General features: G+C 40.6%; 14 protein-coding genes. 11 read left to right on the forward strand and 3 right to left on the reverse strand.

Translation table 11 applies throughout. The features are described from left to right. Positions 1-60 precede the first annotated feature (60 nt). The 8 genes from LQ201_RS06320 (at position 61) to LQ201_RS06355 (ending at position 11,206) form a co-directional block, all read left to right on the forward strand. Complete coding sequence (locus tag LQ201_RS06320) at positions 61-1,230, forward strand: exo-alpha-sialidase (protein ID WP_230140229.1); 1,170 nt, start codon at positions 61-63, stop codon at positions 1,228-1,230. Positions 1,231-1,313: 83 nt separating this feature from the next. Next, positions 1,314-4,661, forward strand: a complete 3,348-nt coding sequence (locus LQ201_RS06325) for a SusC/RagA family TonB-linked outer membrane protein (protein ID WP_230140231.1) — start codon at positions 1,314-1,316, stop codon at positions 4,659-4,661. A 17-nt stretch (positions 4,662-4,678) separates the two neighbouring features. Continuing rightward, entirely contained in the window at positions 4,679-6,124 is a 1,446-nt protein-coding gene (locus LQ201_RS06330; protein WP_230140233.1) for a RagB/SusD family nutrient uptake outer membrane protein, read from the forward strand. Positions 6,125-6,135: 11 nt separating this feature from the next. Further along, positions 6,136-6,915 (forward strand): phytanoyl-CoA dioxygenase family protein, encoded by a 780-nt coding sequence (locus LQ201_RS06335; protein WP_230140236.1) that lies wholly within the window; start codon positions 6,136-6,138, stop codon positions 6,913-6,915. A 9-nt stretch (positions 6,916-6,924) separates the two neighbouring features. Next, positions 6,925-7,854, forward strand: coding sequence for a dihydrodipicolinate synthase family protein (locus LQ201_RS06340; protein ID WP_230140238.1), 930 nt, complete (start codon positions 6,925-6,927; stop codon positions 7,852-7,854). A gap of 17 nt (positions 7,855-7,871) precedes the next feature. Next, positions 7,872-8,783: a dihydrodipicolinate synthase family protein gene (locus LQ201_RS06345; protein WP_230140240.1), complete on the forward strand. Its 912-nt coding sequence runs from the start codon at positions 7,872-7,874 to the stop codon at positions 8,781-8,783. Between the two features lie 37 nt (positions 8,784-8,820). Next, positions 8,821-9,945 (forward strand): galactose oxidase, encoded by a 1,125-nt coding sequence (locus LQ201_RS06350; RefSeq protein WP_230140242.1) that lies wholly within the window; start codon positions 8,821-8,823, stop codon positions 9,943-9,945. A gap of 28 nt (positions 9,946-9,973) precedes the next feature. Then, positions 9,974-11,206 carry an MFS transporter gene (locus tag LQ201_RS06355; RefSeq protein WP_230140244.1) on the forward strand — a complete coding sequence of 411 codons (1,233 nt, stop codon included), beginning with the start codon at positions 9,974-9,976 and terminating at the stop codon, positions 11,204-11,206. Positions 11,207-11,299: 93 nt separating this feature from the next. Here the strand turns inward: LQ201_RS06355 and LQ201_RS06360 are convergent, their stop codons facing one another. From LQ201_RS06360 to LQ201_RS06370, 3 genes are read right to left on the reverse strand one after another with little or no spacing between them, the layout of a single operon-like run. Beyond that, a complete protein-coding gene (locus LQ201_RS06360; protein ID WP_230140246.1) occupies positions 11,300-11,806 on the reverse strand; it encodes a GNAT family N-acetyltransferase in 507 nt (168 codons plus the stop codon). Positions 11,807-11,808: 2 nt separating this feature from the next. Then, on the reverse strand, positions 11,809-12,420 hold the full coding sequence (locus LQ201_RS06365) for an FMN-binding negative transcriptional regulator (RefSeq protein WP_230140248.1): 612 nt from the start codon (positions 12,418-12,420) through the stop codon (positions 11,809-11,811). Positions 12,421-12,451: 31 nt separating this feature from the next. Then, complete coding sequence (locus LQ201_RS06370; RefSeq protein ID WP_230146612.1) at positions 12,452-13,342, reverse strand: DMT family transporter; 891 nt, start codon at positions 13,340-13,342, stop codon at positions 12,452-12,454. 90 nt (positions 13,343-13,432) lie between these two features. Between LQ201_RS06370 and LQ201_RS06375 the strand changes: the two genes are divergently transcribed. From LQ201_RS06375 to LQ201_RS06385, 3 genes are all read left to right on the forward strand, one after another. Continuing rightward, positions 13,433-14,845 (forward strand): PLP-dependent aminotransferase family protein, encoded by a 1,413-nt coding sequence (locus LQ201_RS06375; protein WP_230140259.1) that lies wholly within the window; start codon positions 13,433-13,435, stop codon positions 14,843-14,845. Between the two features lie 522 nt (positions 14,846-15,367). Next, on the forward strand, positions 15,368-16,582 hold the full coding sequence (locus tag LQ201_RS06380) for a hypothetical protein (RefSeq protein ID WP_230140261.1): 1,215 nt from the start codon (positions 15,368-15,370) through the stop codon (positions 16,580-16,582). Continuing rightward, the gene (locus LQ201_RS06385) at positions 16,579-17,082 is read left to right on the forward strand and encodes a hypothetical protein (RefSeq protein ID WP_230140263.1); all 504 of its coding nucleotides are present in this window, start codon (positions 16,579-16,581) and stop codon (positions 17,080-17,082) included. Before LQ201_RS06380 ends, LQ201_RS06385 begins: the two co-directional genes overlap by 4 nt. The last annotated feature ends 468 nt before the right edge of the window (positions 17,083-17,550 follow it).

Raw genomic sequence — 17,550 nt, forward strand, 5'->3', positions numbered from 1 at the left:
TACATTTGTTTTATGCAAGTCTGATTAGGCGTGCGCTAACCAAATTAATTTTTTTAAGTTATGTTTTACACCATCAAAAATCTGAAAAGGATTGGCGGGTTATGCTGCTTTTCTGCACTGATTTTGTACTGTATAAATACCACTTATGCGGCAGTCAATATTACAGCGAATAAGGTAGACAGTCTGAATTTCATTTTTAAAGCTGGCGAAAACGGTTATGCCTGTTTTCGGATTCCGGCCCTAATCAATACTCAAAACGGGAGCTTGCTTGCTTTTGCCGAAGCACGAAAAAACAATTGCGGTGATTCTGGAGATATCGACCTGGTGGTTAAACGTTCATTGGACAAGGGTAAAACCTGGACCGGCTTACAATTGGTGTGGAGCGATTCGACCAATACCTGTGGTAACCCTGTTCCCATCCAGGATCAAGCTACTGGCAATATCATTTTAATTTCTACATGGAATTTGGGTACCGACCATGAAAAACAGATTATGGATGGCTCATCGAAAGATGGAAGGCATGTATATATGTTATCCTCTGGTGATGATGGAAAAACCTGGTCGGCCGCAACAGAGATTACTGCTCAAGTGAAAAAAACAGGTTGGACCTGGTACGCAACCGGGCCATGCCATGGCTTACAGGTACTTAAAGGAAAATATGCCGGCCGATTGGTCGTACCGATAAACCATGTAGAAACGGGTACTAATCAGAATTTTGCACACACCATTTATTCAGATGATCATGGCAAGAGCTGGAGTTTAGGCAATAATACCCCTCAGGATAAAATGAACGAAACTACATTGGCCGAAATTTCGAAAGGCCGATTGATGTTGAACATGCGGAACAGTGACCGGACAATTAAAACAAGGCATACTGCTGTAAGCGAAGATGGCGGTCAAAACTGGGCTAATGTTCAGGTAGATACAACTTTAATAGAGCCTATCTGCCAGGGAAGTTTGCTGAGTCATTTTTATCGCAAAAATAAACCAACACTGCTTTTCAGCAATCCGGCAAATACAAAATTACGGGCAAATTTAACTTTACGTTTAAGCGAAAACGACGGTAAAACATGGAAATATAAGATGGTTTTACATCCTGGTCCATCAGCCTACTCAGATATTGCAGTAATAGACAAACAAATAATCGGCTGCTTTTTCGAAGCAGGATATGCAAAGCCGTATGAGGGCATTGTATTTAAAACTGTAAACTATTCAGATTTAACAAAATAATTAAGGCCGATTAGTCACGCGGTGATTAATCAGCGAATTTCTATACTAACCAAATATGTAGTACATAAATACAAATAATAATTATGAGAAAAATTTTATTTATTTTCCTGTTGGCCGCAATTAACCTCTGTGGTTTAACAGGAGCTGCACAAACAACCGATGTGCAGGTATCGGGTACTGTTTCTGATGCGACAAAAAATGAAACGCTGCCAGGAGTAAGTGTAAAAGTAAAGGGCACGCAGACCGCGACTGTTACAGATGCAAATGGAAAATACACTTTACGGGCACCTCAAAATTCAATCCTTGTTTTTAGTTCTGTAGGTTATAACGAACAAGAAGTAAAGGTTGGAATAGGTGGTGCAAAAAATGTACAATTAAATCCAAATGCACAGTCTTTAACCGATGTGGTAGTGGTGGGATATGTTAAGCAATCGAGAGAGAAAAACACAGCCGCTGTATCTAAACTGGATACCAAACAACTGGTTAATACTGCCAATGCAGGACCAATAGCAGCCATACAGGGTAAAATTGCAGGAGTTTCGGTACCGTTATCAAACGGGCAACCAGGTTCGGCTGGTACCAATATCATTATCCGTGGAGGATCAAAACTTAATGTTTATGGAACTGGTACTGGTAATAGTGGTGGAGATCCTGTGTTATCTTCTGATGCATCAAGTCCGCTGGTGATTGTAGATGGTGTTTTCAGGACGATGAAAGATCTAAATCCAGATGATATCGAATCATTACAGGTAATGAAGGATGCGGCTTCAACAGCTATTTATGGTGCCCGCGGTGCAAATGGTGTAATTGTAATCAAAACCAAAAGCGGAAAATTTGGCTCAGGTAAACCCAATATTACCTTCAATTACCGTACAAACTGGGAAACTCCATCAAGGATGTATGATTATTTAAGTGCCAAAGATTACCTTACACTTGCCAGAACAACAGCAAAAAGCACTTACGATTTAATTGATAAGAATACACTGTTAAATAATGGTGGTTTTTCTGCAGGAACAAAGGTGTACACTGCCAAAGGCCAGTACGGTGTTGGAACAAATTTAACAGCCTTATACGATAACATTGTAGCGGTTGAAGGCCAGGGATATGTAGATAATTTATTGGCCAACGGCTGGCAGACTATGGATGATCCGATTAATCCGGGTACTAAACTGTTATTTGCTGACAATAATTACCAGGATCTGCTTTGGAATACCGGCATAAGCAATAATTACAATTTTGGGATTGATGGAGGCAGCCAGATTGCTACTTACAATATATCAATGAACTACGTTGATCAGGCAGGTACTTTCGTGGGCACAAGCTATAAAAGATACAGTGCACTTGGGAATTTTGGGTTTAAAGCAAGCGAAAAGCTACAAATCAATGCCATGCTTAACTACCAGAATGTACAGCCAAATTATGTAGATGCTTATACCAATGATCTGGTCCGCGCTACACGCATTACGCCTCTGATCAGAATTTTTAAAGATGATGGTACACCAACTACAGGCGAAAACCTAACAACAAGAAACCGCTTTCATACGTTGGCCTACGATAATACCAAAGCATCAACTGAACGATTGGTTTCGAGGGTAGATGCAGATTGGGCTATTGTTAAAGGCCTACATTACAGGCCAGCTTTATCTTACTTAATTAGCGATGACAAAACCATTTTTTCGAGAAAAGCATTTCCCGATCCGATCCAGTTTGCAACCACCCGGTTAAAAACGGAGAATACCAATAACACTCGTCAGTTAATGATCGATCAGATCCTTCAGTACGATTACACCTTAAAAGAAAATCATCATTTTACCGCATTGGCTGGTTTTAATTATACCAAAAATGATGGAAACAGTATCGATATAGGTTCGCAGCGTGGAACCAACGATTACATTACAACGATAAATGAACCAACTGTAACCACCATTAACGGTGTAACCGTAACCAATGTTACCAATTTCGGAACACGGATCAGTCAAACTAAATCTGCCAGTTTTTTTGGTCAGCTGAGTTACGATTATAAAAGTAAGTACCTTTTAAGTGGCGTATTGCGAAACGATGGTTTTTCAAATTTCGCCCCTGAAAATAAGTGGGCATTATTTCCGTCGGTTTCTGCGGGATGGAATATCCATAAAGAAGATTTCTGGAAATCGAATGTAGTGAGCACTTTAAAACTTAGGGGAAGCTGGGGACAGGCAGGTTCGAGCGATTTAGATTTAACCGATACTTATGGAAGTTATACTTCGGCGGTTTATGCACAGAATTCAGGCATCCAACGTGCAAACTTATCTAATCCGAACCTGGTTTGGGAAACCACACAAACAACTGATGTTGCGGTAGAGGCAGGTTTTTTCAAGAACAGGGTGAATCTTACCGTCGATTTATATGATAAACTCACCAAAAATCGCATCGATTCTAAACCATTGCCCGCAGAGGCGCCATTTTCTACCATTACATTCAATAACGGAACAATCCAGAACAAAGGGATAGAAATCGAGCTTCAGGCAACCGTGCTGAAAATGAAAGATTTCGCCTGGAACGCCAATTTCTCTTTTGCCTATAACGCGCAAAAAGTAATCAGCTTACCTAATAATGGCAGGTTAAAAAATAGACAGAATGGAGGCGTTGTCATCGATCCGAATACCGGTAAAGAAATTGAAGTGGGTGGATATGCAGAAGGAGAGCGCCCGTTTGGTTACTATGCATGGCAGGTAGAGAAAATTTTTTCTACAGAGGCTGAAGCTGCTGCATGGGGTAAAGTAGATCAGATTGCTACGGCGGCTGGTATAACGGTAGGTAAACATGCGGGAGATTACAAGTTTGCAGATTTAAACAACGATAATATTATCGATAACCGCGATATGGTATTTATGGGCTATAAAACGCCAAATAAAATCGGAGGTTTTCAAAATACATTTACCTATAAAAGTTTTACGCTTAGGGTTAATATGGATTATGCTTTAGGCTTTGTGATCTCTGATGGCGCTTTAGCCAGATCTTTAGGACAGGGCAGGGCCTATAATGAAGGTGCTCCGGCACAAGCTTTAGGGAATGATATCTGGCAAAAATCTGGTGATGTGGATAAATTATATGCCCGTTTCTCTTTCGGGGACGCTGATTTCGGACAGAAAAACTTTATCAGGCAGGGAGCCAGTACGGTAGGGACCGGAAGTGGTTATGCATCGGATGTTTCTACCATGATTTCGAAAGGAGACTTTTTAGCCTTGCGCGAAATTTACCTGAGTTACGATCTGCCTAAAAACATCATGTCGAAAATCGGCTCAACCGGAATGAGTGTTTTTGCTAGCGTTACCAACGTTGGTTACCTCACTAAATACAAAGGGTTAAATCCTGAAACCTATACCGGATTCGATCCGGGTGGTTATCCTCGTCCAAGACAGTTCACCTTAGGTGCATCATTAAGATTTTAACATTTAAAAACATGAAAATGACCAAGAAATATATCCTGCTTTCTGTTATCGTTGTAATAGCAGCAGCTTTTTCATCTTGCAAAAAATTACTCGAAGTTAAACCACAATCGCAGATTACCGATCAGGTTTACTTTAAAAGTGAGGGCGATTTTCTTCCCTATGTTACCGGAACATATACTTCCATCAGGGCCTTTGCCAATTCCATTACCTATGGTACCGAACGGAGCGAGGAGCTCATTAATGGAACCAACAGCCGTTTAACAACGGTATGGTCACAGATATTAAGTCCAACAGTAGGTGCTTTAAACTATAATGGGCAATACAAAGCCATTGGTAACTGTAATCTCCTGCTCAGCAAAATAGAGCCTTTTCCTTTTTCCAATGCGGCTACAAAGAACAGGTTAAAGGCCGAAACACTTTGTCAGCGTGCCTATACTTATTTTTATCTGGTTAGGATTATTGGCGATACGCCATTAATGCTCGAAACCATTACCGATGATAATGTTCCACTTTTGCCAAGAGCGAAAGCCACTGAGGTGATGAAACAGGTTTTTACCGATTTAGATCAGGCTATAGCACTTTTTCCTGAAAAAACTTACGTATCCAAATACAGGTTTTCGTATGGCGCTGCATTGGCGTTAAAAGCTGAAGCCAAATTATGGAGTGCCAAAGTATTGGCTGGCGGTACGGCAGATTATAACGATGCGATCACGGCTGCTGCTGCAGTAGAAGCCACAGGCGTTTCATTATTGACCAACTTTAAAGATGTAACCACAACGAGGGCAAATGCTGAAGTAATCATGTCGGCCTATTATAACCGTGATGAAAATGGCGCAAATTATGGTTTAAATGCTTTGCCATTTTTAACGGCGATTTCGAATGCATCCAACCTGGATAGCATTGCCTATGCGCTTACTTCTGTTAACGGACAGGGCGGCTACCAGATCAGTAAAGAAAGCAGGGCACTTTTTAGCGGCTTAACCGCTGATAAACGTGTGCCAAATACCTTTATCATCGAAAGACAGGGAACCGTACAAAAGAGCGCATGGATTACCAAAATGCCGGGCACCAAATACGCTGACGACCGGGTTTCTGATAATGATGTCATCATGTTCAGATTGGCCGATATTTATATGATAGAAGCAGAGGCCTATGCCGCGCTTGATAATACCGCGCAGGCAATTGTGTATTTAAATAAAGTTAGAAATAGAGCCGGAAACGGAGTTTATACAGGTGCAACTGATAAAGCTACCGTAGAGCGCGCCATCTTTGACGAACGCGGTCGTGAGTTTTTCTTCGAAAACAAACGCTGGTACGATATTGTGCGCTTTCATTTCGGCGGTACCATAAACGCCTATACTTACGTACCTAACCTAAAAAATAAAACGGTGCCTTTATTCTGGCCTTTATCTACAACTGTTTTGGCAGCAAATCCAAATCTGGTGCAAACACAAGGATATTAATGCAACTATTCATGAAAAACGAATCGTTATTTAATTATAAAACACTCAGTGGTGAAGAATTGACGTTTTTTAACGAAAACGGTTATCTCATCATCAAATCTATTTTAAAACCCGAGGGTCTGGCTCAGATGCAACAAGAGTGTATGGATGCCTGGGGTAAAGAAAAAGAGACCTTCGATCCGAATAAAAGCTGGCTGCAAAACGCCTTGTTGATTAATATCCATCATCAGGCTACAACAGTAAAGGAATACTATTTTAACGGTCCGCTGGTTGAAATAGCCTCAGAAATTATCGGTCCGAATATAAAAGGAGCTACCTCACAGCTTACATTTAAAATGAAAGGGAATACAAAACCTTTTGGCTGGCATCAGGACAATGGTTATGGGGAGCTGGAGCCTTATAACGCTTTAACCACTTTAACTGCACTTGATGATACTGACCGGGGCAATGGCTGTTTGTGGTTAATTCCAGGCAGTCATAAAAAAGGCCAGGTCAGGGTAGAGCAGAACGAAGCACAAAAGAAAAGTGGCGCTGAAATTATTGTAGAAGCCGACGATAGTTTAGCTGTACCGATGGAAATGAAGGCAGGAGATGTTTTGATTTTTAACTGTTGGATGCTTCATAAATCAGACGGTAATATTTCTGATAGCAGAGACCGTAGAATCTTGTTTTTGAGATATGCAGATGCTGACGCAATAGAAGTCTACAATGGTGGCAAACCCCGCTTAGGTAGATTGGTAAAAGGCAAAACGAAGTTTAAGGAGGTTGAAGAATTTGAAGCCAATCTTTAAAAAACACCGATGAATACATTAACAGCAAAAACTTTAAGAGGGAATTGGGCGACCTTGTTGTTGCCCATCCAAACTGACCAAACGATCGATTTCGGATTATTGGCTGATGAAATAGATTATTTGATTGATGCGAAAGTAGATGGTATTTATTCGAACGGAACGGCAGGCGAATTTCACAATCAGACCGAAGCCGAGTTTGATGAGATCAATCGGCTGTTTGCAGAAAAATGCCAGAAAGCATCAATGCCTTTTCAGATAGGCTGTAGTCATCCTTCGCCGGTTATTTCATTAGAAAGGATTAAGAGATCAGTAAGCCTACAACCAAGTGCTTTTCAGGTGATTTTGCCAGATTGGGTAGTTCCTTGTGATGCTGAACAGATAGGATTTTTACAGGTAATCGCAAAGCACGCAAACGGAATTCCTTTGGTATTGTATAATCCGCCACATGCAAAGCTGGAGTTAAAACCAAAAGATTACCTCAAATTCAAAACAGCGGTACCATCACTTATTGGTATTAAAGTTTTAAGTAAAGATGCAACCTGGACCGAAGAGATGAAGATGTACGCAAGCCATTTATCAATATTCGTCCCTGGCCATTTTCTGGCGAGTGGGGTAAAAGCGGACATTGCGGCCGGGGCTTATTCAAATGTTGCCTGTATCAATCCATCGGCAGCTCAGTACTTATGGAAACTGATGCAAACAGATCTGGATGAAGCTTTGAGAATAGAAAAAAATATTCTAAAATTCTTTAAAATGTGCATTGCCCCCTATCAAAAACAACAGTACAGCAATCCGGCATTAGATAAATTTTTAGCAGCAGTTGGTGGCTGTATTCAGATTCCAACACGATTAAGATGGCCCTATAAATGGATTTCAGCATCAGATGTAACATCGGTGCGCAAACAGGCCAAAATACTAATACCAGAATTTTTTAATTAGACAAATACAAAATACATATGAAAATTAACGGCATAGTTGCTGCAACATTTGCGGCCTACCAGGCAGATGGTTCCTTAAATCTCACCATCATACCGCAACTAGTAGATAAATTGGTGGCTGATGGTGTGGCAGGGGTTTATATTTGTGGAACCAACGGAGAAGGACCAAACATGACTGTTGAAGAGCGGATGGCTATTGCCGAAGCGTACGTAAAAGCTGCAAATAAAAGGATTTTAGTATTAGTGCATGTAGGGCATACTTCCATACACGAATGTAAAAAGCTTGCAGCCCATGCAGCACAGATTGGTGCCGATGCATTTTCTTCAGTTGCCGCATTTTATTTCAAACCGACCTCGGTACAAAACCTGGTCGATTGTATGGCCGAAATCGCCTCTGCCGCTCCCGAACTTCCATTTTATTATTATCATATGCCAACTTTAACTGGCGTTGGAATGGATATGGTTGAGTTTTTAGCACTCGGAGAACAAAAAATCCCAAATCTTGCCGGCATAAAGTATACTGCATCAACACTTCACGAGTTTCAAGCTTGTTTAAACTACAAGGATGGGAAATTCGAAGTATTATCAGGCTATGATGAGATGTTGCTAAGTGCTTTGGCGGTAGGTGCTGTTGGTGCTATTGGTAGTACCTACACCTTTGCCGCGCCGGTATACCTCGAAATAATCAAACTTTTCAGAAATAATGATTTAACTGCTGCCAGGGCATTACAATTAAAAGTGGTCGATTTTATCCGCTGCATTATCAAACATCCATCGATTGCAGCACAAAGAGCGATTATGAAAATGTTAGGCTATGATCTAGGAGATGCCCGGTTACCATTGGTACCACTTTCTTCTGATAAATTTATCGAACTTAAGGCCGATTTAACCAAAACTGGCTTTTTTGAGCTCCTCGAAAAATATAGGTAATGCTTAAAAGCATGCAAATTTTCTATAGGCACATCATATGAAACACTTTAATACCTTACTTTTTCTAAGTTTTATGTTGATATCAACAGCAGGTTCTGCACAGATTACCAAAAAAGCTAATCAATTTGCATGGGGAGAATTGCCGGCCATACCAGATAACTTCGGTTTTGCCGGTTCTTTTAGTGGAGTATCGGGCGATGCATTGATTGTTGCCGGAGGAGCAAATTTTCCAGATGGTGGTGCGCCATGGTCAGGCTCAAAAAAAGCGTGGAGCGATAAAATATTTGTCCTGGATAAACCCAGCGGAAAATGGAAAGTAGCAGGCAAACTTCCTGAAGCTTTAGGCTATGGGCTCTCCATTTCTTGGGGCAAACAATTCATTTGCATTGGAGGAAGTAACGAGAAAGGCCATTCGGCAAAGGTTTATGCTATTCTTTACAAAGATAAAAGCATCAGCATCACTATGTTGCCAAACCTTCCTCAACCCATAGCAAATACTACGGGAGCGGTTTTAGGTGACGTTATTTACCTTGCAGGCGGACTCCTTACGCCGGAAGCTGATCATACTGCCAATGTTTTTTGGTCTTTCGATCTATCTTCCAAAGGAAAAAAGCGGGTTTGGCATAAATTAGAAACCTGGCCTGGCCTTCCGCGAATGTTGGCTGTGGCTGGTGTTGTCGATCAAACTTTTTATCTATTCAGTGGAGCCGATCTGATCAAAAATAATAAAGGAGGCCTAGACAGACAATATCTAACGGATGCTTTTTGTTACAGCGCTGCTGATGGGTGGAAAAAAATAGCTTCTCTACCAAAAGCCGTTGTAGCCGCGCCATATCCAGCCTACAACACCCATCACAAATCGTTGCTCATATTCGGCGGTGATGACGGCGTACTTGCTCCGAAAGCAGCTGTACTAAAAGAAAAACACCCTGGTTTTGCAGATGAAATATTAGCTTACGATATAGAGAAAAACAAATGGTCGGTAGAGGGGAAGGTGTTAAAGAATATCAAAGCAGATGCGCAAACAAATCCCAATAACAGTACCTGGCCTGCGGTAACAAATACAATGGTGCTGTGGCGGGGAAATCTTGTTTTTCCGGGTGGAGAAGTAAGGCCGGCAGTAAGAACGCCAAAAGTGATCATAGCGAGACCAAAACAGTAAAATTATTTTAACAAAGGAAAATCTAGAAATGACCGGTACAAAATCAAATCAATCATATTATGCCTGGGGCCTAGTTGCACTCCTTTGGATAGTGGCCTTTTTAAATTATTTCGATAGGATTATGATCACCTCTATGCGCGATCCTATTGTGAAAGAGTTTAGCCTTTCTGATGCCCAATTCGGGCTTTTGACTTCGGTTTTTCTTTGGTCTTATGGGATACTAAGTCCCTTTGGAGGTTTTTTGGCCGATAAATACAGCAGGAAAAAAGTAATTATATTCAGTGTTTCAGTATGGTCTGCAGTAACCTTATGGACGGGCTTTACCTCCTCATTTGAAGAAATGCTTGTTTCGCGTTTGTTTATGGGCCTAAGTGAAGCTTGTTATATCCCTGCGGCATTGGCGCTGATTACGGATTATCATAAAGGAAAAACAAGATCGCTTGCCACAGGACTGCACATGAGCGGCCTTTATGCTGGTTTAGCATTGGGTGGCTTGGGTGGTTATATTGCCGAAATATGGGGCTGGAGATATGGTTTCCATGTATTCGGAATTTTTGGGATTCTTTATTCGATTGTGCTGTTGTATTATTTAAAAGATGTTAAACACGAAACGACAGAAAATGAGGTAGAAGAAGTAAAAAAAGAAACCATAAGTTTATTAGGTTCGGTTAAGATCCTGTTTAAAGAGCGGTCTTTTCTGGTATTATTGTTTTATTTCAGTGTTTTGGGTACCGCAAACTGGCTGGTGTATGGTTGGCTACCCACCTTTTTAAAAGAACATTTTCACCTTAACCTGGGTGAGGCCGGAATTTCGGCAACAGGCTATATTCAGATCGGATCTTTTGTTGGGGTAATTTTGGGCGGTTATTTTGCCGATAAATGGTTCCTCAAAAATAAAAGAAGCAGGGTTTTTCTGATCATTATCGGTTTTACTGTCGGTGCACCATTTTTATTTCTCATGTCGTCAACCACGGTATTTGCAATAGCCATTATCGCTATGTTCTTTTTTGGTATTGCCAGGGGGATAAACGACGCTAATTTAATGCCGGTACTTAGGCAGATTGCCGATAGCAGGTACATTGCAACCGGATATGGTTTTCTTAATTTCCTGAGTACAATTATAGGTGGATTAATGGTTTATGTTGGTGGCGCATTAAAAGATGCCAAAGTAGATTTATCTATTGTTTACCAGGTTTCGGCGGTGATCATGTTATTGGCAACATGGTCGCTATTTGCAATAAGGATTAAAAAAGACGCTTAACTATGGATAACACCATTGGGCATATATTTCCGTTATAATTGAAGCCCCAAAACCTTCGAACTTGAAGGTTTTGGGTCCAGTATGTATTCAGCATTAAATTTGCATCTCGAATAAACTAACTGGCTTCTGATGATAATGTGCCGGGAGCTGATCGGTGTTGCTTAGTTCGTATAGTCCCAAAAAATCAAATCCAAATTTTTGATAATGTTGAATCAACCCCCTGTTTTCACCAACGGTATCTAATCTAACAAAACGTTTTCCATTTGCTTTTGCATATTCTTTTGCCCAGTTTATAATCGTACCCACCAGGTTTTGCCCCCTGAAATCGGGATTTGTAGCAATGCGGTGGATGTAAATAGCTGGGTCGAGGTTCTTTTCTTCCCATATCTGTGGATCGCTAAAGGTAGTTGCCCAAATACAGGCTACCTGCCCATTAATAATTATTTTCCATTGCCTGTTTTCCTTAATCTCTGTTTCAATCAACGAAAGTTCGAAGTTGGGCCAATGAACGCTATATTTCGTTTTCTGGAAATCCGTTGCGATTTCATATAAGCGGAAGATTTCTGCTATATCATGTATCGTACTATTTTTTATCTGCATGGCTATGGCTTTAGGTTTTTAATGAATGGAGCGAGTTCTCTTTCTACAGCGTTGCTGCTGTTTTCGAGGTGCGATACAATGTTTTTTCGTTCCTGTTCCGATTTGTTCTGGCTTAGTTTTTTCTTTCCCTGAAGATTGCTTACTTCTATTTCGAAAGCTGCAATTCCCCGCATCATACCTTGTTTAAACTTTTCTGAAAGACTATCCCATTGTAAGAGATATTCTTTTTCGTAATACAGAATCATTTCTTTTAGCGCTTGTTCTTTAGCTTCTTCATCGCTAATAATATTGGCTTTCCCATAAGCATGTACGCTAATATAATCCCATGTGGGTACACTTTCGTGTTTTTCGTAATGGCTGGGAGAGATATAAGCGTGTGGCTCGGTGAATATAATAAGCGATGTATACTGCTCAATATATTTCACCTGTTCGTTGGCTTGCGCAAAGTGACCGCTAATCAAGACCTTTCCATTTACCTCATTTACAACGAAAGGTAACTGAGTGGCTATGGGTAAATTATTGTAGCTGGTAATGATCGTGGCAAAGCTATATCTCTTCATAAAGGCAATTTGCTCACTTTGGTCATCAAACTTAAAACTATTGGATATCAACATTTTTATTAGATTTTTGAAGGGTATATGATGGTTATTTAGCAAACTTTTTTGAACCCGCAACGCAAAGGATTACGCCCATCGTAATGGCTAGCATACCTATAGTTACTTTTTCATGGAGCAGGGTAGTGGCAAGAGCCAATCCAAAAAAGGGCTGTAGGAGCTGGAGCTGTCCAACTGCTGCGGTTCCACCTTGTGCAAGCCCTCTGTACCAGAAAATAAACCCGATGAACATGCTAAAGAGCGAAATATAAGCAAGGCTCAGCCAGGCAGCGGTACCCACTTCAGCAAATGAAGCTGGTTGATAAATGAACATTAAAGGTAACATGAGCGGGAGCGAGAGCACAAGTGCCCAGGAGATTACCTGCCAACCACCCAATGTTTTAGATAGTTTTGCACCTTCCGCATAGCCAAGCCCGCAAAGAACGATTGCCAATAACATTAAAATATCGCCGATTGGTGCGGCGTTAATTCCCTGATAAATGGCGTAACCAATTACCAGAAGGCTACCTACAATTGAGAAAAACCAGAATATGGGTTTAGGACGTTCACCTCCCCGTAAAACGGCAAAAGCAGCTGTAGCCATGGGCAAAAGGCCTAAAAATACCAAAGAATGTGCTGAGGTAATGTGTTGCAAAGCAAGGGCACTTAACAAAGGAAAGCCGATTACCACACCCAGTGCTACAATGACCAGTGAGATTAAATGTTTGCTTGATGGTCTTTTTTCTCTAAATGCAATTAATACGCCCATTGCGAGCAACGCAGCTATAGTGGCACGGGCAACGGTTACAAAAACAGGGCTCATATCCATCACTGCCATTCTTGTGGCTGGCATAGAGCCGCTAAAGATCAGTACGGCGATAAATCCGTTAAGCCAGCCACTTGAAATATTCTCTTTGCTTGGCTCAGTTCCTGTTTCTTTCATGTCTTTCATTTCTTAAATCAAAGGTGCAAAGCTAAAAGCGATAAATACAGTATCAGTTTTGTATATTTGTATGGATACAGTTTGTTGATTATGGAGAAAGTTTACAGGTACAACGAAATAGCAAGCGGAATTGCCACACAGATTAGAGACGGTATTCTTCGATCGGGAGATAAACTTCCTTCTGTTCGGATGCTCTGCAAAGAATATGCAGTGGGCATGAATACGGCAAAACGTGTGTTTTTGGAACTGGAAGCCCAATCGTTGGTTGAGGCCAAGCCACAATCGGGTTTCTTTGTAAGCAACCGTAGGGTAGAACGACTTCCACTACCTGCAGTTAGTAAACCTTCACTAATTGCAAATCATCATGAGCCGAGCGAACTGAGTACCCAGGTATATTCTAGCATTGGTCGCGATGATTTAACCCTTTTTTCAATTGGTGTGCCATCAGGAAGCCTGTTGCCATTGGCAAAACTCAAAAAGGAAATACTTTATGCTACGCGGACGCTTAAAGAAGGAGGGACAGAATATGAGCCGCTTCAGGGCAATGTTAAATTACGCAGAATGGTTGCAGTACGATCTTTAGGCTGGGGAGGAAACCTTCATGAAGATGATCTGATTACGACTGCTGGCGGAGTGAATGCATTATCTTTTTGCCTGATGGCTTTAGGCAAACCTGGCGATACTGTGGCCATAGAAAGTCCCTGTTATCCCGGAATTCTCCAGCTGGTAATCAGTTTAGGTTTAAAAGTACTCGAATTGCCCACGCATCCGGTTACGGGCATTGAGATAGATGCACTTAGGAAAGTGGTGTCGAAAATTGATATTTGCCTGTTAATTCCCAATTTTAATACACCGTTGGGTAGTTGCATGCCCGATGCGCATAAAAAAGAAGTTGTTCAGCTTTTGGCCGCAAATGATATTCCGCTTATTGAAGATGATATTTATGGTGACCTTTATTTCGGCACCCAACGACCAAGATGTTGCAAATCATTTGATACAGAAGGTAATGTGCTGTGGTGTAGCGCAGTTTCGAAAACCTTGGCGCCAGGATACCGTGTAGGTTGGGTAGCTCCCGGAAAGTATAAAGAAAAATTACTTAAACTAAAACTTGTACATGCCCTTGCCTCAACTTCTGTTATTCACGAAGCTGTTGGCAATTTTCTAAAAACTGGTCGGTATGATCGCCATTTGCACCAACTCCGTCGTACATTACAACAGAATTATCAGCATTTTATTGATGCGGTTACCGAATATTTTCCAGAGGGTACAAAAACAACCCGGCCGCAAGGTGGGCTGGCCATATGGATAGAATTTAATAAAGAAGTTGATGCTGTAAAACTCTATGAACTGGCCATGAAACAAAAAATCAGCATTGCCCCGGGTCCGATGTTTACCTTGCAAGATCAATATCAGAACTGTATCCGCCTCTGTATCGGTATTCCATGGTCAGATGAGCTTAAATTTAAACTGAAACAATTGGGTAATCTGGCAAAAATGATGTGACCGAATAATGGCACGCACTAAACTTAGGGCAATTATAGCTCAATGCCGATACGCTATGATTGATTAAGGATTTACATTGTCTGACTCAGGAGTACTCGGCGTTTCGCCTAAGGGCGTTATTCCGCAAGCTGCCCATATAAATTTAAAAATATTTAGGAACTCGCATTGGATATCCCTGTCAGATTGTATTTCGTTCTCCATATTGTACCGCTTTAATCTATTTATTGAAACATAGAAAGGCTGGTTTTGTGTTAGCGAAGGTAATCCTTTAATGTAAGTTTACTGTTGCCTAAATGTTAAGGAAGATGTTTTAAACCTTAACCGATTCGGTGCAATATTTATTTGAGGTGCAATACGTAAGTGTACCCAATAATCAGTATTGGAATCTCTATGGCGTTATGTTATATTTACATATTTAACAACAGTTATCTGTTTAGTTTTCAATAGAATGCAATGTTTTCTAATTGATTTACTATTATATCAGTATGTCCCTTGCTAAACATATATTTTAATAAACAGAAAATGATATACAACGATCGAAAAGCCATGGATCCTGCTATAAAAAAATGTCTTATCGACAAACTGCTCAATAACAATATCTCGGTTAGCGAACTTATTGAACTGAGGCCTGAAATTAATGAATTCGATCTTTCTGAAATTATTCAGCATATCTACGACCTTAACCTGGAGCAGGTACGAAAAATAGCAGCATTAGCGCCTGTTATGGCTAAAGTTGATGCATTAAAAAACAGCCAGCGCAATACCCGTTTTATAAAAAAGGTGAAAAATAATTTCCGGAAACATACGGCTAAGCACAACGGTCTTAAAAACAGGGTAGTGGTGGTAGAGGGCGATTCGTGGTTCAATTATCCCATTCTTTTAAGCGATGTGATCGACTGGGTTGCTATGGAAGAGAATATGGCCGTTTATAGCCTGGCATCTGGTGGCGATTGGCTGATGAACATGCTTAGTGCCAAAAAATATGTCGAACAGCTTTCTACACTCCAACCGGATGTATTTATCATTAGCGGGGGAGGAAACGACCTGGTTGGAAACCGGAGAATAGCAGCCATGGTTACGCATAAAGGAGACTCCAACGAATTTGAAAAAAGCGCATTTGCGAAATACCTTTATCAAAGCGCTGCTAATCCACCCGATAAACCAGAAGATTTTAAACGGGGTACCCAGTTCATATCCAAAGATTTTTATGCTTTACTGGCCTTTTTTCAGCTCCAATATTATTTTATTATAAATGGGATTCTCACTGGCGGTGAGGGAGAAAATGGTAAGTTTCCGGGGATACAGATTATTACGCAAGGTTACGATTATGCCATACCAAGTGATAAAAAGATAGCGGGATATAATCCACTCAAATGGTACCGGCTGTTTGCGCGAACTTTTCTCGGGCACGGAGGATGGTTAAAAACACCCTTGCAGCTCAGAGGGATATACGATCCCGAAGACCAGCGCAAAATTGTTTATGCCATGATTTACCTCTTTAACGAAATGATGATTGATATCGGTCGCATTTTTAGTGAAATGTTAGGTGAGAATAGGGTTTTCCATATCGATTCAAGAGGATCAGTTGGTAAAAATGGTTGGACGGATGAATTGCATCCTTTGCCCCAACATTTCAAAAAAACAGCAGCAGCCTTTATTCATTGTATTAACAATCCAAATAAACAAGGAAGTGCAGTTATAGAAGTTGTAAAACAACAGGATGGGGGGCAGAAATGAAAAAGATATTGATTTTAGTATTTATTATCGTTTGTGGCGTAATGTCCTTTCAGGGGAAAGTACTTCAGCACTTCAGCGGAAAAGGAATCGTCAATTTAGAGCTCTCCAATAAAGATGCAGGAGTGGAAATTATTGCGCTTTGGAGCGATACCCTGTATGGCGATCAGACACTTTTAAACATTGCCCAAAAGAATACACACCTCGATTTTCTGTTTATTTTGATATATGTAGTGCTCATCATGACGCTATCTAATTCGCAAATGCAAAGAGAAAAAACAAGTTGGCTAAACGAATTGCTACGGCTTAATTTATTTCTGGCATTTTTAATAGGCTCACTGGATGTAATTGAAAATATCAGGCTATTACACAGTTTCCATCACCCAGGAAATCTGGCTGAATTTTGGCGAACAGATTTTATTGCATGGCCAAAATTTGTGATAGCAGGCTGGGTAATTTTGATTTATGTTTTCTCGGTAATTAAGGGTTACATGAGAAAATGACTTTGAATGTTCTGATTATTAAGGAATTAAGGTCGTTAAGATAATTGTGGTGTCAGTTGTTCCCAACTGACACTAAAACATATACTCTGGATCTTCGCTTTTTTAATAGTCGATAGTCAGACGGTAACATCTGACTGCGCTTGGAATTGAGAAGATCCTTCGACAAGCTACCATTGACAGATTCCAATATAAGGGTCGTCATTCCCGCGTAGGCGGGAATCTTAAAGCTTATTGCATTACGATTATTCATAAGTTTTCCTTTTTTCGGAGGCATTCATGAGCACTCTGTGGTTCCCAATCAAGTTGGGAATGACGATTTCGCACAATATATTAATTCATTAAAAACCCCTGTCATTTATATTGATTTTTATAAATAAATTATTGCTCAGGATGACAAGCGTGGTTAATGTTTAATTTTCTTTAACGCCACTTAAAACGATGTTCTTGTTAACTTTATGTTAGTTTGTC

Source organism: Pedobacter sp. Bi126 (genome assembly GCF_918698245.1).
Taxonomy (GTDB): domain Bacteria; phylum Bacteroidota; class Bacteroidia; order Sphingobacteriales; family Sphingobacteriaceae; genus Pedobacter.